16 protein-coding genes and 3 pseudogenes are annotated in these 20,249 nt (G+C 71.6%); 5 read left to right on the top strand and 14 right to left on the bottom strand.

Going from position 1 to position 20,249, the window contains the following annotated elements; genetic code table 11:
• Positions 1–10 precede the first annotated feature (10 nt).
• Positions 11–1,706: pseudogene (locus D455_RS30090) on the bottom strand (hypothetical protein).
• Positions 1,707–1,994: 288 nt separating this feature from the next.
• Positions 1,995–3,107: a non-hydrolyzing UDP-N-acetylglucosamine 2-epimerase gene (gene wecB / locus D455_RS0111410; protein ID WP_017570858.1), complete on the bottom strand. Its 1,113-nt coding sequence runs from the start codon at positions 3,105–3,107 to the stop codon at positions 1,995–1,997.
• Positions 3,108–3,336: 229 nt separating this feature from the next.
• Between wecB and D455_RS30085 the strand changes: the two are divergent.
• The 4 genes and pseudogenes from D455_RS30085 to D455_RS0111390 all read left to right on the top strand — a co-directional run bounded on the left by D455_RS30085 (position 3,337) and on the right by D455_RS0111390 (position 8,609).
• Positions 3,337–5,053: pseudogene (locus D455_RS30085) on the top strand (glycosyltransferase family 4 protein).
• Between the two features lie 103 nt (positions 5,054–5,156).
• Positions 5,157–6,504, top strand: a pseudogene (locus D455_RS0111400) (nucleotide sugar dehydrogenase).
• Between the two features lie 234 nt (positions 6,505–6,738).
• Entirely contained in the window at positions 6,739–7,890 is a 1,152-nt protein-coding gene (locus D455_RS0111395) for a glycosyltransferase family 4 protein (protein ID WP_026122532.1), read from the top strand.
• Between the two features lie 113 nt (positions 7,891–8,003).
• Entirely contained in the window at positions 8,004–8,609 is a 606-nt protein-coding gene (locus D455_RS0111390) for a malonic semialdehyde reductase (RefSeq protein ID WP_017570854.1), read from the top strand.
• Positions 8,610–9,030: 421 nt separating this feature from the next.
• Here D455_RS0111390 and D455_RS34150 read toward each other — a convergent pair whose 3' ends face one another.
• Positions 9,031–9,171 carry a hypothetical protein gene (locus tag D455_RS34150; protein ID WP_160167839.1) on the bottom strand — a complete coding sequence of 47 codons (141 nt, stop codon included), beginning with the start codon at positions 9,169–9,171 and terminating at the stop codon, positions 9,031–9,033.
• A 178-nt stretch (positions 9,172–9,349) separates the two neighbouring features.
• Positions 9,350–10,465 carry a PP2C family protein-serine/threonine phosphatase gene (locus D455_RS0111380; protein ID WP_051064622.1) on the bottom strand — a complete coding sequence of 372 codons (1,116 nt, stop codon included), beginning with the start codon at positions 10,463–10,465 and terminating at the stop codon, positions 9,350–9,352.
• Positions 10,466–10,683: 218 nt separating this feature from the next.
• Here D455_RS0111380 and D455_RS0111375 point away from each other — a divergent pair, with 218 nt between their 5' ends.
• Entirely contained in the window at positions 10,684–11,175 is a 492-nt protein-coding gene (locus tag D455_RS0111375; protein ID WP_017570852.1) for a MarR family winged helix-turn-helix transcriptional regulator, read from the top strand.
• A gap of 459 nt (positions 11,176–11,634) precedes the next feature.
• Here the strand turns inward: D455_RS0111375 and D455_RS30080 are convergent, their stop codons facing one another.
• The 10 genes from D455_RS30080 to D455_RS0111325 form a co-directional block, all read right to left on the bottom strand.
• Positions 11,635–12,027 carry a hypothetical protein gene (locus D455_RS30080; RefSeq protein WP_152487050.1) on the bottom strand — a complete coding sequence of 131 codons (393 nt, stop codon included), beginning with the start codon at positions 12,025–12,027 and terminating at the stop codon, positions 11,635–11,637.
• Positions 12,028–12,128: 101 nt separating this feature from the next.
• Complete coding sequence (locus D455_RS0111365) at positions 12,129–12,404, bottom strand: hypothetical protein (protein ID WP_026122530.1); 276 nt, start codon at positions 12,402–12,404, stop codon at positions 12,129–12,131.
• 98 nt (positions 12,405–12,502) lie between these two features.
• Positions 12,503–13,351, bottom strand: coding sequence for a glycosyltransferase family 2 protein (locus D455_RS0111360; protein ID WP_017570850.1), 849 nt, complete (start codon positions 13,349–13,351; stop codon positions 12,503–12,505).
• 303 nt (positions 13,352–13,654) lie between these two features.
• Positions 13,655–14,425 (bottom strand): CDP-alcohol phosphatidyltransferase family protein, encoded by a 771-nt coding sequence (locus tag D455_RS0111355; RefSeq protein ID WP_017570849.1) that lies wholly within the window; start codon positions 14,423–14,425, stop codon positions 13,655–13,657.
• A complete protein-coding gene (locus tag D455_RS0111350) occupies positions 14,403–15,452 on the bottom strand; it encodes an iron-containing alcohol dehydrogenase family protein (protein WP_017570848.1) in 1,050 nt (349 codons plus the stop codon). Before D455_RS0111350 ends, D455_RS0111355 begins: the two co-directional genes overlap by 23 nt.
• A 5-nt stretch (positions 15,453–15,457) precedes the next feature.
• The gene (locus D455_RS0111345; protein ID WP_017570847.1) at positions 15,458–16,189 is read right to left on the bottom strand and encodes a phosphocholine cytidylyltransferase family protein; all 732 of its coding nucleotides are present in this window, start codon (positions 16,187–16,189) and stop codon (positions 15,458–15,460) included.
• Between the two features lie 34 nt (positions 16,190–16,223).
• Complete coding sequence (locus D455_RS0111340; RefSeq protein ID WP_017570846.1) at positions 16,224–16,949, bottom strand: DUF5941 domain-containing protein; 726 nt, start codon at positions 16,947–16,949, stop codon at positions 16,224–16,226.
• Positions 16,946–17,791, bottom strand: coding sequence for a hypothetical protein (locus D455_RS0111335; RefSeq protein WP_017570845.1), 846 nt, complete (start codon positions 17,789–17,791; stop codon positions 16,946–16,948). Before D455_RS0111335 ends, D455_RS0111340 begins: the two co-directional genes overlap by 4 nt.
• Before the next feature lie 204 nt (positions 17,792–17,995).
• On the bottom strand, positions 17,996–18,892 hold the full coding sequence (locus D455_RS0111330) for an ABC transporter ATP-binding protein (protein WP_017570844.1): 897 nt from the start codon (positions 18,890–18,892) through the stop codon (positions 17,996–17,998).
• A complete protein-coding gene (locus D455_RS0111325; RefSeq protein WP_017570843.1) occupies positions 18,892–19,740 on the bottom strand; it encodes an ABC transporter permease in 849 nt (282 codons plus the stop codon). Before D455_RS0111325 ends, D455_RS0111330 begins: the two co-directional genes overlap by 1 nt.
• Between the last annotated feature and the right edge of the window lie 509 nt (positions 19,741–20,249).

Genomic DNA, 20,249 nt, shown 5'->3' with positions numbered 1-20,249 from the left:
CCCGTGCGGCTCAGCCGACGGCGGAGGCGTTGGACACGGAATCCTCCGCGTCGGAGTCGTCGCCCGTCCCGTGGTCCGGCCCCAGTGCCAGGAGCCTCGTGCCACGGCGGTTCCACTCCGCCGGGTCCCAGCCGCGCCGCAGCAGTGCGGTGCGGACCAGTTCGGGGGCGACCGCGTCGACGAAGACATACTGCCGTCCGTCGGTGCCCCGGTCGAAGAACCCACGCGCGGTGGTCTCCGAGGGCTCGTCCTCCTCGTCCGCGGTGCCGACCGCGTCGGCGTCCGAGCACTCGACGGCGCACACCAGGTCGGCGAGGCGCCTGCGGCCGACCGGTGCGGTCCACAGGTGCGACCAGGGCGAGGTGGCGCGTTCGGCCAGGGCCGCCCAGCGCTCGGGTTCGAGCCCGCCGATCCGGACGTGCCCGTCCCGGGTGAGCTCCTCGGGCGTGTCCGGGGCGCTGAAGCGCACGGTGCGCACGGTGACGCCCTCGGCACGCAGTCGCTGGATGCCCGGCAGCTGGGAGGCCGTGCCGGGCACGACCACCTCGGCGGGCCTCAGGGCGGCGGTCAGGAGGTCGTCGGCGAGCCGTTCGGCGTCGGCCTCCCCCGCGGGGTCGGCGAGGACGGCGACGGAGCGCCCGCGCAGCGGGAGCTCCGGCCCTGGGGTGCCGGACGGGAAGTCCAGGCCGTCCAGGATCTCGGCGAGGCGGACCGGGGTGGCCTCCCGTTGGAAGACCTGCCGGAGCATGCCCCTCTGCTCGGCCGGGGTGGGCCCCTCGGCGCGCATGCGCGGCACCGTGACCGCGAGCCCCTCGGTGTCCGCGACCGCCGTGTGGGTGACCACCCGGGTACCGCACGCCCAGGCGCGGCGGCGCAGCCGGGTGTCGTCGGAGGCCGGGACGACCGCGACGTTGGCGGCGCGCAGGGCGTCGGCCAGGCCGGGCGAGTCGGCCTCCACCACCCCGGAGTCCAGTTCGGCGAGGGCCTGGGGGACGGCCTCCTCGTGGTGGCCGCGCACGAACACCGCCTTGGGCCCGGGGGCCAGTTCGGCGGCCACCGGGTTGAACAGGTGCAGCGGGACCCCGGCGTCGCCCCGGTGGATCCTGTCGAAGCCCAGGTCCCGCAGCGCGGGCGGCGCGGTGGCGTCGTCGAGCAGGACGGTGGGTATACCGCGGGCCGCGGCGGACTCCAGCACCCAGTGCAGGGCGCGGGTGCGGTCGGCGACCGCGGGGTCGCCCACGTGCGCCCACGGGGACCCCGGGGCGGCGGCGGAGGCGGAGACCAGGACCAGGTCCACGTCGACGCCGTCCATGACGATCTGGGCGTCGTGCGGGCGCAGGGGCACCGAGCGCACGTACGGGCCGATCGCCTCCGCGATGGAGGGGCCGACGGCGGTGGCGGCGATCAGCAGGTCCTCCCTGCCACCCGTCAGGCCCGTGAGCAGACGGGCCTCCTGCCGGTNCGCCACGGCGGCGTGCGGTGTGCCGGGTGGTCCCGCTGCGCCGCCAGAGCCGGTAGAGGTCACGAGGGAGCCGGACCAGGGAGCGGCCGGGCCGCTTCGCCGCCGCCGTGAGCGCCTTGCCCACCTGGAGCGATGTGGAACCCTCCAGGGCCGCGAGCCGGGCGCGCGCCTCCTGGAGCTGGGCCTCGCGCTCGGCCAGCGCCTGGCGGAGCTGTTCGGTCTGGCTCTGTTCACGCCGTTTCACGGTCTGCCACCTTGTGTTCGGGTCGGTTGGGCGCAACCACCGTCGGGTCCGACGGATGTGCCCGGCGCGTGCCCGGCCGGGTCCGGATGCCCTTGGCGAGGCGTGTGGCGGGCCCGGCGGGGCCTCTCTGCGGGGGCGGGGCGAGTGGATGGACGTGTGCCATGGTGGATCACCTGGACCGCTGCGGGGGAATCGGGTTCCGGCGTGTCTGTACCGGGACGGCGTGCCTCCCTGCGCCCTCGTGCCTGGGCGCGGGGACGGGTGTGCGGGGTTCGTGCGTCATCGGTTTCACCTCGACCACTGGGTGAGGACGGAGGCGATGCGTTCCCCCGCGCGGCCGTCCCACAGGGGCGGGGTGCGGTCGCCGGTCCTCTCGGGGCTCTGCCCGTGCAGGACCTTGGTGACGGCCTGGAGGAGGTCGGCCTCCGTGACGAGCTGGTTGGTGCCGTGGGTGATGGTGACGGGGCGTTCGGTGTTGGGGCGCAGGGTCAGGCAGGGGACCCCGAGGATGGTGGTCTCCTCCTGCACGCCGCCGGAGTCGGTGACCACGGCGGCGGCGCCGCGGGTGAGCGCGACGAAGTCCAGGTAGCCCAGGGGTTCGAGGAGCCGTACGCGCGGGTGGTCCCCGAGCCCGGCGCGGTCGAAGGCGGCCTTCCCGCGCGGGTGTACGGGCATGACCACGTCGGCGAGGTCGGCGATCTCGTGTAGGCGCGCGGCGAGGCGCGCGACGGTGTCGGGGTCGTCGACGTTGGCGGGCCGGTGCAGGGTGGCGGCGACGTAGCGCTCGGGCAGGTCGAGCCGGGCGCGCAGGGCGTCGGCGTCGAAGCGGTCGAGGTTGCCCAGGAGGGTGTCGATCATGGGGTTGCCGACCAGGTGGACGCGGTCGGGCGACACGCCCTCGGCGGCCAGGTGGCCGATGGCCTCCGGGCTGGTGGCGAAGCACAGGTCGCTGAGCTGGTCGGTGACCCTGCGGTTGATCTCCTCGGGCATGGTGTCGTCGAAGGAGCGCAGGCCCGCCTCCACGTGGGCGACGGGGACGTGCAGCTTGGCGGCGACCAGGGCGGCGGCCACGGTGGAGTTGACGTCACCGTAGACGACCACCATGCCGGGCTGGCGCGAGGTGAACTCCTGTTCCAGACCCACCATGAGCGCGGCGGTCTGCGCGGCGTGGGAGCCCGAGCCGACGCCGAGGTCGACGTCGGGTGTGGGCAGGCCCAGGTCGCGGAAGAAGACGGCGGACATGCGGTCGTCGTAGTGCTGGCCGGTGTGCACGACCGACTGGTGGGCGCCGCGCCCGCGCAGGGCGGAGACGACGGGCGCGGCCTTGACGAAGTTGGGGCGCGCGCCGACGACGTGCACGATCCCGGTGTCCTGGCTCCCCGCGGGGGCGCTCGTTGCCACGGCTCTCACGTTTCCTTCTGTTGGGATGGTGTTCCCGCCGTGATCGGCGGGACTGGTGTGGTTCGGCGGCGTTCCTTGCCCAAGCCGTCCCGTCCGTGTCGCCGAGGTGTCACCACGCGGTCACGTCGGCGTGGTTGTGTGACTGACCGTGCATGACACCCGAGTTCTCGAATCCCAGGTTCCGCGCCCGCGCACCCGCTGGCCGCGGGCGGTGACGTTCACCCTCTCGTTGGCCTGGCGACACCTGCGGTCCGATCCGGCCCGGCTGCCGCTGCTGGCGCTGCGGTTGACGCCCGGTCCGCCGCGGCGCGCGGTGCGCGCCCTGGCCGCCCGGGCGGGCGGCCTGGCCCGCGCCTACGCCCTGTGGGACCAGGGCCGGCGCGGTGACGCCCGCGAGGCGGTGCTCGCCGCGGCGAGCGGCGCCTCCCCCCGCCGGGTGAACCGCCTGGTGGCGGCCTGCCTGGCGGCCGGAGACGCGACGACCGCCCGTGAGCTGGTCGATCAGCTCCCGGAGGGTGCCCTCCGGAAGACCGCGGAGTACCGGACGGCCCTCGCCACGGGACGCGCTGTCGCCGCGCCCACGTCCACGTCGCCTGACCGTCACGCCATCACGTTAACCCGCGATCCCCGAACGCCGCCCGACGCCACGGTGAACGCTCGGCGACCGGAGGTGCCCGTGGGTGAACGGCGGCGTGCGGCCTGGGGTCCGCCGTCACCCGGGACGGGGACGCGGGTGCTGCACCTGGTGACCAACGCGCTGCCGCACACCAACGCGGGGTACACGCAGCGCACCCACCGGATCGCGGTCGCCCAACGGGAGGCCGGGATGGACGTGCACGTGGTGACCCGGGCGGGATACCCGCTCACCAAGGGGATCCGGGACCCGCGCACGCTGGTGCGTGTGGACGGTGTCGCNCCCCTGGACGGCGCCCGCCGACTCCGCACGGGAGCTGGAGGTGGGCGTGCGGATGGCGTCGGCGCTGGTGGAGGCGCTCCGGCCGGACGTGCTGCACGCCGCGAGCAACCACCACAACGCCGCTCTCGCCCTGGAACTGGGCCGCAGGTTCGACCTGCCGGTCGTGTACGAGGTGCGGGGCTTCCTGGAGGAGTCGTGGCTGTCCCGCGACCCCTCACGCAGTGTGGACGACGCCTTCTACCGGGCCGAGCGCGCGAGTGAGACCGCGTGCATGCTGGCCGCCGACCTGGTGGTGACCCTGGGCGAGGCGATGCGCGCCGACATCGAGGCGCGTGGGGTGCCGCGCGAACGCCTGCTGGTGGTACCCAACGCGGTGGACGCCTCCTTCCTGGAGCCGCTGCCGTCGGGCGCCGGGGTGCGCGGTGAGCTGGGGATCGGCGCGGAGGAGTTCGTGGTGGGCACCACCACCAGCTGCTTCGGTTACGAGGGGCTGGACACCCTGTTGGAGGCGGTGGCCCTGATGCGCGAGCGCGGGGAGGCGGCGCACGCGCTGGTGGTGGGGGACGGTCCCGAACTGCCCTCCCTGCGTTCCCTGGCCGCGTCGCTGGGACTGGAGGACACCGCGCACTTCACCGGCAGGGTCCCCGCCGCGCGGGTCCGCGAACACCACGCCGCGCTGGACGTGTTCGCGGTGCCGAGGAGGGACGAGAGGGTGTGCCGCCTGGTCACTCCGCTCAAGCCCGTGGAGGCCATGGCGGGCGGACTTCCGGTGGTGGCCAGTGATCTTCCCGCGTTGCGAGAGATCGTGGAACCGGGGGTGACCGGAGAGTTAATTCCGTCGGGCGAATCGGCGACTCTAGCCGATGTGCTGACAAAACTCGCTTACAGTCGTGAAAAGCGGATCTCCTACGGCCATGCAGGTCGCAGCCTTGTCGGCGCGGACCGAACCTGGACCGAGGCCGCATACCGCTACAACCAGGCGTATCGGGTTCAGATTCAAAAAATGACCGAACCAGGCCAAAACCCGTAAGCGCGGGCAACACCTGCCTACACTCGGACGTCCAACGCACTGAGCAATGGCAATCCCCGCTATTTACGCCCGTTCACCACATGAATGCGAGTGTGACCACGAAGTGGATGCCGCAGCCTCCAACCCAGCCTCTGTTTCCGAGCAGTCCGCCGGCGCGGTCAGCGACCTCGTCGTCCNCGCTGGCGGCCGAGGCCGTGGCCGCGGGCCTGAAGGTCACCGGCCTCGACGTGAGCGGTCACGTCGTCGACGGGCTCAACAACGCCGTCTCGCACGTGGACGACCTCTCCTCGGAGGACGTCCGCGGGATGCTGGACCGTGGTTTCAGCGCGACCACCGACCCGGCGTGTCTGGCCACGGCCCGCACCATCGTGATCTGCGTGCCCACACCGCTGTCGCCCGAGGGCGGCCCCGACCTGGGCGCGGTCACGTCCGCGGCCGAGTCGATCGCCGCCCAGTTGCGGCCGGGCACCCTGGTCATCCTGGAGTCCACCACCTACCCCGGCACCACCGAGGAGGTGGTCCGCCCGCTGCTGGAGAAGTCCGGCCTCGTCGCGGGCGCCGACTTCCACCTGGCCTTCTCGCCCGAGCGCATCGACCCCGGCAACCCGACCTTCGGCGTGGCCAACACGCCCAAGGTGGTCGGCGGCCTGACCGAGGCGTGCGGGGAGGCCGCGGCGGCCTTCTACTCCGCCTTCGTGGGCACGGTGGTGCGGGCGCGCGGCACCCGCGAGGCGGAGATGGCCAAGCTGCTGGAGAACACCTACCGGCACGTCAACATCGCCCTGGTCAACGAGATGGCCATCTTCTGCCAGGAGCTGGGCGTGGACCTGTGGGACGCCATCGCGGCGGCGGCCACCAAGCCGTTCGGCTTCCAGGCCTTCTACCCGGGTCCGGGCGTGGGCGGTCACTGCATCCCCATCGACCCGAACTACCTGTCGTACAAGGTCAAGACCCTCGGCTACCCGTTCCGGTTCGTGGAGCTGGCCCAGGAGATCAACGGCCGCATGCCCTCCTACGTCATCCAGCGGGCGCAGGAGCTGCTCAACGACGCCGGTCTGGCGCTGTCGCGGTCCAAGGTGCTGCTGCTGGGCGTCACCTACAAGGCCGACATCGCCGACCAGCGCGAGTCCCCGGCCCGCCCGGTCGCGCGCAAGCTGGCCGCCAAGGGCGCCACGCTGACCTACCACGACCCGCACGTGGAGTCCTGGCAGGTCGACGGGGTGGACGTGCCCCGCTCCACCGACCTGGAGCAGGCGCTGGCCGAGGCCGACCTGGTCATCCTGCTCACCGACCACAGCGAGTACCGGCCCAAGCGGCTGGAGGAGTACGCGCGGCTGCTCCTGGACACGCGGGGCGTGCTGCGCCGCCCCGAGCCCGAGACCGAGGCCGCCGCGCCGGTTCCGGCGCAGGTCCGGCGCCACGTCCCACGCGAGGGGTTCCAGGTCCTGTGACCTGAGGCGCCCCGGGAACAGGCACGCCGATCCGGACACACCGTGTCCATCGGCGTGCCTTTCGGCGTTCACCCTCCCCTGACCGAAGGTTCACCTCCTGCACCCCGCACGGCCACCGGGCTTTTCTCGGCGCGTCTTCCCCGCTGAATAGCGTGTCGCAAGGCTGGTACCGCCCTACCAGGAGCGGACGAGGCCTCGCTGAACGCCCGACGGTGACACAGGTAGGTGAACTCGATGCACGCGCTTGTGGCCACGGTTGTGCACCACCCGGAGGACGCCCGGATCCTGCACCGGCAGATCCGCGCCCTGCTGGACGCGGGGCACACCGTGACCTACGTGGCGCCGTTCCGCGAGTGCGGGGTGACCCCGTGGTCGGAACTGCGCTCGGTGGACGTGCCGCGCGCCTCCGGTCGCGAGCGGCTGTCCTCGCTGCGCGCCGCCCGCGCGGTCCTCGCCGAGCAGGCGCCCCAGGCCGACCTCCTCCTCTTCCACGACCCCGAGCTCCTGATGGCCCTGCCCTCCGAACGCCCCGTGACGGTGTGGGACGTGCACGAGGACACGGCCGCGGCCCTGCTCACCAAGGCGTGGGTGCCCCGGCCGCTGCGGCGCCCGCTGGGCACGGTGGTGCGCTCCTTCGAGCGGCGCGCGGAACGCCGGATGCGGCTACTGCTGGCCGAGGAGGGGTACCGCTCCCGCTTCCGCCGTGAACACCCCGTGGTCCCCAACACCACCGAGGTGCCGGAGTCCCCCGGGCGCGAGCCGGGCGACGACCGGGTCGTGTACCTGGGCCAGGTGTCCGAGGCGCGCGGCGCGCACGAGCTGGTGGAACTGGGGCGCATGCTGAGCCCGCACGGTGTGCGCCTGGAGGTGATCGGCGGTGCCGACGCCGGTGTGCGGCCGCTGCTGCGCGAGGCCCAGCAGGAGGGCGTCCTGCACTGGTACGGCTTCGTGCCCAACGACCGGGCGTTGCGGATCTGCGCTGGCGCCACGGCGGGGCTGAGCCTGCTGCACGACACACCCAACTACCGGCACTCGATGCCGACCAAGGTCGTGGAGTACATGGCGCACGGCCTGCCGGTGGTGACCACGCCCAACCCGATGGCGCAGGGCCTGGTGACCGGCCGCCCCGAGGGGCCGTCGGGCCTGGTGGTGCCCTTCGGGGACGTCTCGGCGGCGGCGGACGCGGTCCTGCGGCTGCGCCGGGACGGTGGGCTGCGCCGGAGCCTGGCCCGCACGGGGCACGGGATCGCGCGGTCGTCCTTCCACTGGCCGGTACAGGCCCGCCTGTTCGTGAAGCGGTTGGAGGCGTGGGTGGACGAGGCGGCCGGTCCGGTCCCCTCGGTGCCCTGCCCGAGGGGCGACCAGCGCGCCCCCGTGCGTGATTGACCCCACAGCTACCCCCTCAGGAAATATCTTCCTCGATAAGTAGTGTTGTGGACCATGCCGGAACCGATTCCGGGAGGCCCCCCGCAACGCCACGAGCACGACCGAGGAAACACATGACTGACGCGCTGGTTCTCGACAAGGTCGCCCAGGACCTGCTGTTCCGCGACGCCCGCACCGCCAACAGCTTCACCGACGAACCGGTGACCGACGAGCAGGTCCGCGCGATCTACGACCTGGTCAAGTACGGGCCGACCGCGATGAACAACCAGCCGCTGCGGGTCACCGCGGTGCGTTCGCCCGAGGCGCGTGAGCGGCTCGTGCCGCACATGGCGGGCAACAACGGCCCGAAGACCTCGACGGCCCCGCTGACCCTGATCCTGTCGGCGGACTCCGACTTCCACGAGCACTTCCCGAAGACCTTCCCGGTCGCGCCCGACGCCCGGGACAACTTCTCCGGGATGCCCGTCGAGGCCCGCGAGTCCATGGCGCTCCAGAACGCCTTCCTCCAGATCGGGTACCTGATCGTCGGCGTGCGCGCCGCGGGGCTGGCCGCCGGGCCGATGACCGGCTTCGACGCCGACGGCGTGCGCCGCGAGTTCTTCGGTGAGGACTCCACGCTCCGGCCGCTCGTGGTCATGAACGTCGGCAGGCCGGGCCCCGACGCGTGGTTCGACCGCCTGCCGCGCCTGGAGTACGACGAGGCCGTCACCGAGATCTGATCCCTTCCGGGATCCGACGTGGGGCCGGGCACCGTTCGTGCGTCGGCGGGGCTCCGGAGGATTCGTGGGCGGGACGACGGACGCCGCGGCCGCAGGCCGTCGTTTGAGGGTGGTGGCGGGCGGCGGCGTGGGCACGAGCCGTCACACCGGAGGATCCGAAGGTTCCCGCCTTCGGGGACGCCCGAACAGGGAAAGTACTGCGCGGAGCACCCGTCGAGGGTGGAAGCCCGCCGAGGCGCGGAGCGCCCCGGCGGGCGATGGTGGGCGACGGGCGGGCGGAGCGGAGCCCCAAGGTAGACACCGACGGGGGCGCCCGGCCCCACGTGCGTTCCAGGCACCGCCTCACGGACCGACCGGACACGTCACCGGTGTGACGAGGTGCTCGCACCCCGGACGAGGCCGGTCCGGGGAACCGTCGCGGTCACCGCACTACCCGGAGTCGCCCCGCCTGGAAGAGCGGGAGATCGGCCCAGCGCTGGGCGATCTGCTCCCGGCGGCGCCGGAGAACCCCGGACACGGCCTCCGTTCCCGACCGGGAGGGGCCGGACGCTCCGTCAGTCATGGATCTCCTCGTGAGTCATTCGTGGGCAGCGTCACGACGCGTTCGTTTGCCGCATGGCAACTGTCTACCAAACCGGTGACGGAACCACGCAACCGCTGGCAACGGAACGGTACGTAGCGTCTCCCCTGATGAGCGGTGTCACCGGACGGAACCCGCCCCCTCCGCCGGAGGCCCCCCGTCAGCTCCTGCCCCGCCAGTCCAGGCAGACCACGAGCGCGTCGTCGACCGGCTCGTTCTCACGCCGGTACTCGGACAGCTGGCGCAGGATCTCCTGTGGAACGGACGCGCTGGGCACCAGCCTGGTGGCCAGGATGGCGTGGGCCAGGGCCCTGTCGCCGAAGGTCTCCTTCTCCGATTCGCCCCGGGCGTCGAACACCCCGTCGCTGACGAACACCAGCCGGTCACCGGGTTCGACCGTGAAGCACTCCTCCGTGTACACGGTGTCCTCGGCCATGCCCAGGGGCAGCTGTGCCTCGAAGGGCAGCTGGTCGACCTGGTCACCGCGCAGCCGGTAGAGGAGGGGCGAACCGGCGTCGACCACCTGCACCCGTCCGGTCTCGGGGTCGAAACCGAGCAGGAGGACGTCCAGGTAGCGCTCGCCCCGATAGTGGGCGTAGACGGCCTTGTCGGCGAGGGCGACCTGGTCGGCGAGCGGGATCCCGCCGCGTCGGGCGTTGCGCAGGGCGTTGACGGCGAGGCTGCTCAGGAGCGAGGCGTCGATACCCTCGCCCATGCCGTTGGTGATGCTGAGGGTCAGCCGGTCCGGCGCGGCCGACCAGTCGAAGTTGTCACCGCGGATGGAGTAGGCGGGTTCGAGCTGGGCGCCGATGCTGTACTCGGAGCACTCGTAGCCCCGGCCGGGAAGGAGGTCCCACTGCACCTCGGCGGCCAGGGTGAGGCGGTCCCTGCGGCGCAGTGAGCGGTAGACGTCGGTGTCGCGTTCGGCCACGAGGAGCTCGTGGCCGAGGGCCCTGGCGATCTCCCCCAGCTCCTCGAACACCTCCTTGGAGGAGTCGCCCGCCTTCAGTTCGACGGTGAGCACGCCCAACCTGTCACCGCGCGAGGTCACCGGGAGGTGGGCGGTCACGGCCTCGGAGCCGAAACTGTCCTCGACGTAGGTCTCCTGGGCGCCGAAGACCCTGCCCACGACGCTGTTGAAGACGGAGTACTCCCCCGCGCACTCCTCGGGCGGATCGGGGACGTGGCAGAGTACCTTGAGTCCGTAGTCGGCGAGGAAGAGTTCGGCGGACACCACCGCGTAGTTCTCCGCGAGCGCCTCGCGGAGGACCGCCATGAGCCCGTGGGGTTCGGCTTCACGGAGGGACCGCACTACGGTCTCGGATCTGTTCACTGGATCGACCTGTGTTCTCTGTGCCTGGTGGAAGGTACCCGCGCACCGGCACGGGTACGGTCGGCGGGCACGGAACCGGGTGTTCCGTTATGGTCGTGGAGGTACCCGTTTTCCGATCACGGACGGGTACGACTCACAGACGCGATTTGTGAGAGTGGAAAGTGAGTCCTGAATCGCAGGAGCAGACGGCCGAGGCGGCCCGTGCGGCCTCCACCGTCACCGAACTCATGGAAGTGCTCTGGGGGCGTGGCCGCGAGATCGCCTCCTCGCCGGTCTCTCCTCCACAGCTCAAGGTGCTCTTCATCCTTGAGGAGGAGGACGGCGTGAACCTGCGCACCGTGACCGAACGCCTGGGCTCCACCCCTCCGTCCGTGAGCAGGCTGTGTGACCGCCTCCAGGCGGTCGGCTTCGTCAACCGGACAGCGAGTCCGAACAGTCGCCGGGAGCTGAGGCTCTGGCTGAGCGAGAGCGGCCGTTCCTTCCTGCGTGACCTCAGGGCCCGCAGGGAGGCGGAGCTCCACGAGGTCATCGCCCGCATGCCCCCGCGTAAGCGGGCGATGCTCCTGGAAGGACTCGCGTCCTTCCGCGATGCGGCGAGCCGCTCCGACGAACGCTCCGACAGCTCTGGTCAACCGAACTTCCGCACGGCGTGAGACCGCTGGCGCGCGGTTCGGACGGAAAGCTCGACGCCACGCACGGGTGGAGCCTCCGCGTCCCCGCGCTGCCCGGGGCCGCGACCGCCGCTGGGGCGGGCTTCCCAACCGCAAACAATGCCGATAAGGACAACTATTGTCAAGCGGCAACAGTTGGCGATCTGATAGCCCCCTCCGCCCTCCGGTCAGTGCGTACGCGAAGGGCCGGACACCGTCGAGTGTCCGGCCCCCAGTCACGTCACGTCCTGTGCGGCCACAGGACGACCTGCACGATCACGATCTCCCGTAGGCGGTGTGCGGCCGGACAGGAGGAGAACCCCACCTCGTTACCCGGGGGAAACCGTCTCAGCCCTCCTGGCCGGCCCTGCGGGCGTCCCACGTGGTCGGCCTCAGCACCCCATGGCCGCCAGTTCCGTCGCCAACCGTTCGGTCTCGGCGACCGCTCCGACCGGTAGGCCCTCATCCAGGTCGGCGGGCTCGAAGCACCAGGAGCATTCGTTCACTCGTCCAGCCCCCGTCAGCCCAGGCCAGGATGCGGGAGATCTCCACGGCGGCCCTCCGCGTGTCCGAATGGCCCCGTTCGACCATCGCCAGCAGTTCCTCGTGCCTGCGGGCCACGTCGGGATATCTGTGGACCTCCACGAACTGGGCCCACGAACGACGGAACAGCCACAGCGGGCCCAGGGTCCGTCCTGTCTGGGCGTTGGTGCTCGCCTCGACGAGCTGGCGGTCGAACTCTCTGACCCGCGGGGGAGTGATGCGCGCGACGGCCTCACGCAGGGCGGTGGGACTGGGTGCCGGGCGCGGGACGACGGGACTCTCGGACGCCTGGACCAGAGGCTGCCCGGACATGCTCATCGCCCCGCCCTCGGATCTGGAAACCGCTGTTCCGCCACCAGCGACCCACCGCTTTCACCGGTGCCCCGGGGCGGCCTTCCTGCGGCGTGGGAAGACTACCGGGGACCGGGAGGCGGCGGGCCCCACTGGCCCCGGGGCGGCTGCTGGGGACCCCACTGGCCCTGCGGGGGCTGCGGACCCTGCGGTCCACCCTGGGGCGGTTGAGGCTGCTGGGGCTGCTGTGGACCCCACTGACCATCCTGGTAGGGCGGCTGGGCCTGGCGTGTGGACCTACCCGACCTGACGGCCAGGAAGATGATGAGGCCGACGACCCCCACCACGAGCACCAGAACCACCAGGATGCCGATGATGAGGAGCAGTGAGGAACCCACGTCTCTCCTTCGGATAGTGACGTCGGCCGCGCCGGGGAGGGCCGCGCCGTCACGTCCGTGCCCGGTCCCCGCCACCCGGCCGGGACCGGCCGGGAGAGTCAGATGATCGGTGGGCGCCCGGCTCGGGTCATCCGCCACGCGGTCGACCAGCGGATCGGGGTACGCGGACCGGCGTCCTCACGCCAGCCCTCGCGGAAGCCCGCGAACCAGGAGCGTAGCGCGCTCCGGTCGCGTTCGCGCAACACCGTCAGCCCCACCCAGGTGCCCAGGTAGACCGCNTGGGGGGGGCCCAGCCACACCCGGTTGCGGGCGTTGAGCCGGTAGAAGTTCTCGTGCCGCGTCGGCACCACGGCCGGGTGGTACATCACCGCGTCGGCGTCGTATTCGATCCCGTAACCGGCGTCCATGATCCGCCAGGCGAGGTCGGTCTCCTCGTGGGCGTAGAAGAAGTCCCCCGGCAGGCCGCCGCCCTCGTCGAATGCGGTGCGCCGGATCGCGCAGGCCCCGCCCAGGAAGGTGGTCACCACGCTCGACCGGCGGGAGTCCCCCACGCGCAGGCGCGGCACGTGGCGGCGCTGGTCGGGGCCGCCGTCGGGGTCGGCGATCCGGAAGGACAGGGCGCCCAGCGACGGGTCGGCGGCGAAGCGCTCGCGCACGTGCCGGGCCAGGTCCGTGGAGCGGTACCAGCCGTCGTCGTCCAGGAACAGGATGACGTCACCCTTGGTCGCCCGCACCCCGTGGTTGCGCCCCTCGGGGATACCCACGTTCTCCGGCAGCCGCACCCGCGTGACGCCCTCGGGCAGTTCCGGCAGGTCCGCGCCGTTGCCGACCACCACGACCTCGACGTCCGCGTCCTCCTGCTCGAACACGCTGGTGATCGCCCGGCGCAGTTCGGCGGGGCGGGTGCCCATCGTGAGCAGGACACAGGACAGGGTGGGCGCGGACACCTGGGGACGGCTCCGTTCGGCTCTGGGCGCTGTGGCACCCTCCACCGCGGGCTGCTCCGGGCTCGACGAGGGCGGAATCACGGGTGTGGCCATACTTGCGACCGTTCAGTGGACGACGTGTTGCTGGAAGGTTGACACACGCCAACACTCGCAGAAACAGACTAACGAAAGAATAAAAGAAAGGTGCACGGGACCGTGAACAGGGTAACCTGCACGGCCCCGTTTGTGACGTCAATGTCACCAGCGCGTTGCCCGCACCGCTTCTCCCGGAACCTCCCGGGTCCGCGCCCCGCGCTCGGGGACCTACTCGAGGCGCCTCGACGCGACCACGCTCACGAAGTGCGCGGCGCTCATCAGCACCCCCACGGCGGCACACGCCGCCACGAGGACCCGGGTGGCCGTCAGATCACCGAGGAGGGCGTCCACGACGGCCGCCACCACGAGGATCAGGGACAGCTCCACCGCCTGGATGAGGCGGTGGACCTTCAGCGCCGAGGCCAGGCGGCGGGCCAGGCTCAGCCCGGACGAGCGCGGACGCATCGCCTCGTCCGTGATCTTCTCCGGCAGGCCCGCCTTGGCACGGGCCACCACCACGTTGTCGGTCTCGGCCTTGATCAGCGCGACACCGATCGCGGCGGCCATGCCCAGGACGACCCAGCCGCCCGCCTCCCACTCGCCCTGGGCGCGGAGGCCCAGACCGATGAGGAGCGCGATCTCCGACACGTAGTGGCCGATCCGGTCCAGGTAGATCCCGGCCACGCTGGTGCGGCCGGTGTAACGGGCCACCTCACCGTCGGAGCAGTCCAGCAGCAGGTAGATCTGCACGAACAGCGCCGCCACGATCGCCGACCACAGGCCGCCGAAGGCGACCACGACCCCGGCGAGCACGCCGAAGGCCATCATCAGGTAGGTGATGGGGTTCGGGGGGACGCCGAGGCGGACGAAGAACGCGGTCAGGTACGGGGACAGGTCGCGCATGTAGAGGCGGCCCGCCCAGTGCTCCTCGTTCGTCCTCTCCTTGATACCGGCGGGCTGGCCGCCCGCGCGGACCTCAGCGACCGACGGCTTCGACATAGTCCTTGACGCTCCGTCCGATCTCGTCCTCGGAGAGGTTCAGGTGTTCCAGGATGGTGAACCGGCCCGGACGGGTGCCCGGAGCGTGGACCACCGCCCGCGCGAACTCCGCCTCGTCGAGTCCGACGTCGGAGGGCACGACGGGCAGCTCGTGGCGGATCAGGCAGTCGCGGATCTCGTCCATCCGCGACTGCGACCAGTCCAGGTGCCGCACCCGGAGGAAGGACGCGTACAGCGCGCCCAGTCCGGCGAGTTCGCCGTGGTTGCTGACGCCCGGGTGGAGCTGGGTGACCGCGTGCAGGATCTCGTGGCACGCGCCGCTGGCCGGGCGGCTGGACCCGGCGACCGACATGGCCATCCCCGAGAGCACCAGGCCCTCGGCGAGCACCGTGAGGAAGGCGTCGGACTCCACGGAGTCGGGGCGGTTCAGGACCGCTTCGGCCGCGACCCTGGCGAAGGTGACGGACATGCCGTCCACCGGCTCGTCGTTGACCCGGCCGGCCAGGTGCCAGTCCTCGATGGCGGAGATGTTGCTGACCACGTCGCCGATGCCCGAACGGACCAGGTGGGAGGGGGCCGCTCGGACGTAGTCGAGGTCGATGACCACGGCGATGGGCATGGTCACCCCGATGGAGGGCTTGCCGCCCTCGTGCTCCAGGGAGCTGACCGGGGAGGCGATGCCGTCGTGCGCCAGGTTCGTGGCCACGGCCACCATGGGGATGCCCGCCATGGTCGCGGCGAACTTGGTGACGTCGATGGTCTTGCCGCCGCCGATCCCGGCGACCGCCTCGTAGGCGCCCGAGCGCAGCCGCTTACCGAGCTCGGTGGCGGCGTCGACGGTACCCTCCTCGACCTGGAAGACCTCGCAGTTGGGCAGGTCCAGATCGGCGGCGATCTGCGCGCCCTGCCCCGGACCGACGGCCACGGCGATGCGGCCCTCGGTGGCGATCCTCCGGTCGGCGAGCACCGTGCCGAGGGAGGAGACGGCTCCCCGCCGGACGTCGATCGCCAGCGGGGAGGGGAGCATACGGGCTAGTAGCGGCACGCGATCTCCCTCGCCTTGGCCAGGTCGTCGTGGTCGTCGACCTCGACCCAGTCCACCTTGCCGATCGGCGCCACGGCGACCTTCTCCCCGCGGTTGACCAGCTCCTGGTAGCCGTCCTCGTAGTACAGCTGCGGGTCGCGCTCCCAGGTGGCCTTGAGGGCGTCGGCGAGGCGGGCGTCCAGGGAGCCCTCGATGAGGGTGGCTCCGATGTACTCGCCCGCGGCGGTGGCCGGGTCCATGAGCTTGGTGATCCTCCGCAGGTGGCCCTCCTCGTCGAGGGTCACCTTCATCTCCTCTTCAGCGAGGCTTTTGACGTTGTCCACCGCGAGGAGGAGCTCCGGTCCCCGTGCGGCGAGTAGCGTTTCCTCGACGCCCGCGGGGTGAACCGTGTCACCGTTGACGAGGAGGACGCCCTCGGAGAAGAACTCACGCGCGGTCCACAGGGAGTAGGCGTTGTTCCACTCCTCGGCCTTGTCGTTGTGGCTGAGGGTGAGCTTGACGCCGTGGCGCTCCTCCAGGGCCTCCTTGCGCTCCTCGACCGCCTCGGCGCGGTAGCCGACCACGACGACGACGTCGGTGAGACCGGCCGCCGCGAGGTTGCGCAGCGAGATGTCCATGATGGTCGTCTCACCGTCGACGGGCACCAGGGCCTTGGGCAGGGTGTCGGTGTAGGGACGTAGGCGTCGACCCGCGCCTGCGGCGAGAACCATTCCGAGCATGAGGGCGTGTTCCTCCTTAGGTCGGGGAGGCCTCTCACGCCTCCCCGTTCGTTCCGGCGGCCGGTCGGCCCCCGTCTACGTGGCCTGGTCGGGTGATCCGGGGATCGCCCAGGTCGGTGTCGCCATCGCCGGGGGTGGCGCTGGCGCGCACGTTCGCCACCGGTGTCGCGCTCCAGGTGCGCGCGGCCTCGCGGACGAGCAGCACCGCCAGGTATCCGGCGAGTATGCCGTAGGCGGCGGCGAGCGCGTGCAGCGCTCCTCCGACCGCGACGACGAGCATGCGGCCGTCCCAGCCGAGCGCCGCCCCGCGGGCGGGCCGTTCCACGCCGACCGTGGGACGCGTCGCGTCGTCGCCGTGGTGGCAGGCGACCGTCATCAAGAGTACGAACACCAGTGGACCCGGTACGCCGGACGCCAGCCCCAGGACCGCCAGGTACCCGTACTCGGTGACGCGCAGGACGGGTGGCACGAGCCAGTCGAACCGTCCGTCGTGGGGATGGCCCGAGGCCAGTCCGGACAGTAGCAGGGCAGCGACCGGTGCGAACAGGGTAATGCCTGCCAGCCGTCCGTGGCCTGCCGCCAGCAGTGTCGTGGCGACCAGGAGGCCGGTGAGCACGGTGAGCAGGGGTGGCACGGCTCCCGGCGCGATCCTGCCGAGCAGGAGCGAGATGTGTCCATCGTCACGGAGAAGGCGTAGGTCCGGGTCGGTCGGGGTGCGTTCCTCCGGTTCCGGTCCCGCGCCCGTGTCGACTCCGTTCACCGCCGGGCCCCGGTCGGATCGACGAGGTGGGCGGTGGCCGCGACGACGCAGCCGACGATGAGGGTCACGAAGGCGACGCGCGCGTCCCCGAGGGTGGCCGCCACCGCGATGGCCGCGAAACGCACGGGTTGGGGGAAGGCCGCGAGGCGGCGCAGCGGGGTGGGCGCCTCCGTGGCGGAGGGAGCGGAGTAGGCCACCGGTGTGGTCCCGACTCCCCCGGCGCCCCTCGGCCCTCCGGACTTCCCGCCGGGCTCCCCGGCCCCGGTGGCGTCGGAGACGCCGGTGCCGTCCACCGCCGCCGCACCGAACAGGCGCGCGGTCAGCCCGGGATCGCTGTCACGCGACCCCTGGGGCGGCCGGGGCGCGAGACCATCCAGAAAACCGCCAGTGCGCCGCTGGGAGGACGAAAGGGGCGACCGCGCGCTCTGGCCCGTACCGGGGGCGGCCGGGGCGGACCCGGCCAGCAGAAGCGAGTCACGCAGGGCCAGGGCGACGAGCGCGCCCGCGGCCCATCCCCAGGCGCCGCTGATCCCGGTGAGCACCGCACCCGCCGTCAGGCCGAGGTAGACCACGTACTCGCGCAGCTGCGACAGCATCGCCGCGAGCCACAGGGTGAGGGCGTCGCGCCGGTGGGCCCGCATGCGCTCCCGGACCGCGTCGCAGAACAGGACCGTGCCCAGGAAGGCCGATCCCGCCAGGCCGCCGGCCATGTCGCCCCGGGAGAACCAGACCGCCGCGCCGACCGCCGCCAGGACGCTGATCCGGCTCATCCCCGCCCGGGTGACGTGTCCGTGTTCCAACCTCCGCGCGACCCACCGCGCCACCGTGCCGCCGTCGGCCATGGCCGTCCCTCCCCCACTCAGCTGGGAGACACGCTTTCTCACTATGGGTAGTCATTCAACCACTGACACACACAAAGTGAGCGTCACGCCGCGGCTGGGGGTGCACGGGGCCTTTTCCGGACATGCGGGAACAACGACGACGCGCTCCGCCGGAGGACTCCGGCGGAGCGCGTCGTCGACGTGCGGGAACGCGGGTGGCGCGGTTCAGGCGGTCCTGCCGCCGTCGCCGTTCCCGTCCCCGTCGGCCTCCTTGGCCTCGGCCTCCTTGGCCTTCTGCTCCGCGCGCTTCTTCTTCTCCGCGTCGCGCTTCTTGCGCGCGTCGATCTCCGCCTGGGTGTCGTCGTTGTAGGCGGCGAGCGCGGCGTCGATGTCGGTGTCCAGGGCGAGACCGCCGCCCTTGACGTAGAGCCCGCGGTTGCAGAACCGGCGCAGGTCCCTCTCGTTGTGCGAGACCAGGACCATCGTGCGCTGGTTGGCCAGCATGCGGTCGATGGCCTCGTAGCACTTCTTCTTGAAGGCCTTGTCGCCGACCGCGAGCACCTCGTCGACCAGCATGATCGGGTGCTCCAGCTGGGAGATCAGCGCGAACCCGAGCCGCACCTTCATACCGCTGGAGTAGTGGCGCACGGGGGTGTCCACGAACTTCGGCTTGATCTCGGCGAAGTCGACGATCTCGTCGAAGCGCTCGTCGATCTGCTTCTCGGTCATACCGTGCAGGGAGCCGACCAGGTACACGTTCTCGCGGCCGGTGAGGTTGTCGTTGAAGCCGGCGCGCAGCTCCAGCAGCGGAGCGACCTTGCCGTGGACGTGGACCTCGCCCTCGTCGGGGAGGAGCACCCCGGCGATGAGCTTGAGCAGGGTCGACTTACCGGTGCCGTTCTTGCCCACGATGCCGACGCACTCGCCCCGCCCGATCTCGAACGTGACGTCGCGCAGCGGCCAGAACTCGTCGCCCTCGGCGTTGGGGTCGCGCTTGTTCCCGTGGATGAACATCTCGCGCAGGCTGCGCTTGCGGCGGCGGTTCACGGCGAACTTGACGCCGAGCCCCTTGGCCTCGATGACCGGCCCGGTGGTCCCGGCGCCGTAGGTCGTCTGCGCCATCACAGCTCCTTCAGGACGGACATCTCCAGACGGCGGAACGTCCAGTATCCGATGATCAGCATGAGGATCGAACCGACCACCGACGAGGACAACGCGAGAGTGCTCGGGGTGAGTTCCTCGAATCCGGCGAACCACACGGCACGGTGCATCTCGAAGATACCCAGCAGCGGGTTGAGCTGGAAGAGGACCTTGGCCCACTCCGGGACCTCGGTCGAGGAGAGCACCAGCGTGGCCGGGAAGAGGACCGCCGAGCCGTAGAACAGCAGGCGGGAGGCGATGCGCACCAGGCGCTCCACGTCGCGCAGCAGCACGTTGACCGCGGACAGGAAGAGGGTGAGGCCGAGGCCGAAGGCGAACTGGAGCACGACGGCCAGCGGCAGCCACAGCAGCACGCCCTCCCACGAGGGCCTGCCGCCGGAGAAGAACACGAAGAGGATCAGCACCGGCCAGGTGAGCAGGTACTCGACGAACTTCGTGCCGACCGTGGCCGTGGGGAAGATCTCCCGGGGGACCTTCATGGTGGTGATCAGCTTGGAGTGGGTGATCATCGCACGGGGGGCCTCGGACAGGATCGCCCCGAAGGTGTTCCACGGCAGGATCCCCGCCACGAGGAACAACATGAAGCCGCCCTGGACCTGGGCCTCCTCCGGCATTCCGCGTTGCGCGTCGAGGATGACGCCGAAGACGAAGAAGTAGACCATCGTCAGAGCCAGGGGCTCCAACATCGTCCAGGCGTAACCCAGTACGGACTGCTGGTACTTGACCTTCAGGTCGCGCCGGACCAGGAGGCCGACGACCTTCCGGTGCTCCCAGACGGCCAGCGCCCTTGACGCCACCGCCACCTCCAAGGGTTGATCTCGTCCGGTCCGCGCTGCGGCCGGACGGGCGTGTTCGTACTCACCTGCGCGCACCGGCCGACATACGCGGTCCACCCCGCACGGCGTACCGAGGCGGGGGAGCGTGTCCGGGCGACCGGGGGATGTCACGGACCGCGCCCGGTTCGACGACCGCTTCTGGGAGGAGATCGGGACCGGGCACGCCATACAGGCGTCCATAGGTTACCGTCGCGCACGACGGATCGCGCCACCCGACCCGTCACGAATGTACGTTTTGCGCCTCCGCCCCCCGTGACCCCCGGTGTACCGGACGGTCGGCTAGCCTCGGCCGGGAACGCACCGGAGGCACACCGGTTCGGGGCCTGGGACCGCGGGCCGCGGGAGCGTGTGACCGGGGGGTCGCGTCGGTTGGCGAGCCGCGTGGCCGTGGGCCGCGGAGGATCGCGGGCAGCACGGTGTCGGCGGGCCCCGGGAACCCCCCGTACATCCAGGAGACCCGAACCCGGCCGAGCGTGCCAGGG

This window comes from Nocardiopsis halotolerans DSM 44410, from assembly GCF_000341065.1.
In the GTDB taxonomy this organism is placed as follows: Bacteria; Actinomycetota; Actinomycetes; order Streptosporangiales; family Streptosporangiaceae; genus Nocardiopsis; species Nocardiopsis halotolerans.
Note: the sequence above shows the minus strand (reverse complement) of the source record. Positions and strands in the feature narration are given on the sequence as shown.

Coding starts and splice junctions, on each gene's coding strand:
- D455_RS0111395 (WP_026122532.1), top strand. CDS start 6,739: ATGCACGCGCTTGTGGCCACGGTTGTGCACCACCCGGAGGACGCCCGG.
- D455_RS0111390 (WP_017570854.1), top strand. CDS start 8,004: ATGACTGACGCGCTGGTTCTCGACAAGGTCGCCCAGGACCTGCTGTTC.
- D455_RS34150 (WP_160167839.1), bottom strand. CDS start 9,171: ATGACTGACGGAGCGTCCGGCCCCTCCCGGTCGGGAACGGAGGCCGTG.
- D455_RS0111380 (WP_051064622.1), bottom strand. CDS start 10,465: ATGGCGGTCCTCCGCGAGGCGCTCGCGGAGAACTACGCGGTGGTGTCC.
- D455_RS30080 (WP_152487050.1), bottom strand. CDS start 12,027: ATGTCCGGGCAGCCTCTGGTCCAGGCGTCCGAGAGTCCCGTCGTCCCG.
- D455_RS0111355 (WP_017570849.1), bottom strand. CDS start 14,425: ATGTCGAAGCCGTCGGTCGCTGAGGTCCGCGCGGGCGGCCAGCCCGCC.
- D455_RS0111350 (WP_017570848.1), bottom strand. CDS start 15,452: ATGCTCCCCTCCCCGCTGGCGATCGACGTCCGGCGGGGAGCCGTCTCC.
- D455_RS0111345 (WP_017570847.1), bottom strand. CDS start 16,189: ATGCTCGGAATGGTTCTCGCCGCAGGCGCGGGTCGACGCCTACGTCCC.
- D455_RS0111335 (WP_017570845.1), bottom strand. CDS start 17,791: ATGGCCGACGGCGGCACGGTGGCGCGGTGGGTCGCGCGGAGGTTGGAA.
- D455_RS0111330 (WP_017570844.1), bottom strand. CDS start 18,892: ATGGCGCAGACGACCTACGGCGCCGGGACCACCGGGCCGGTCATCGAG.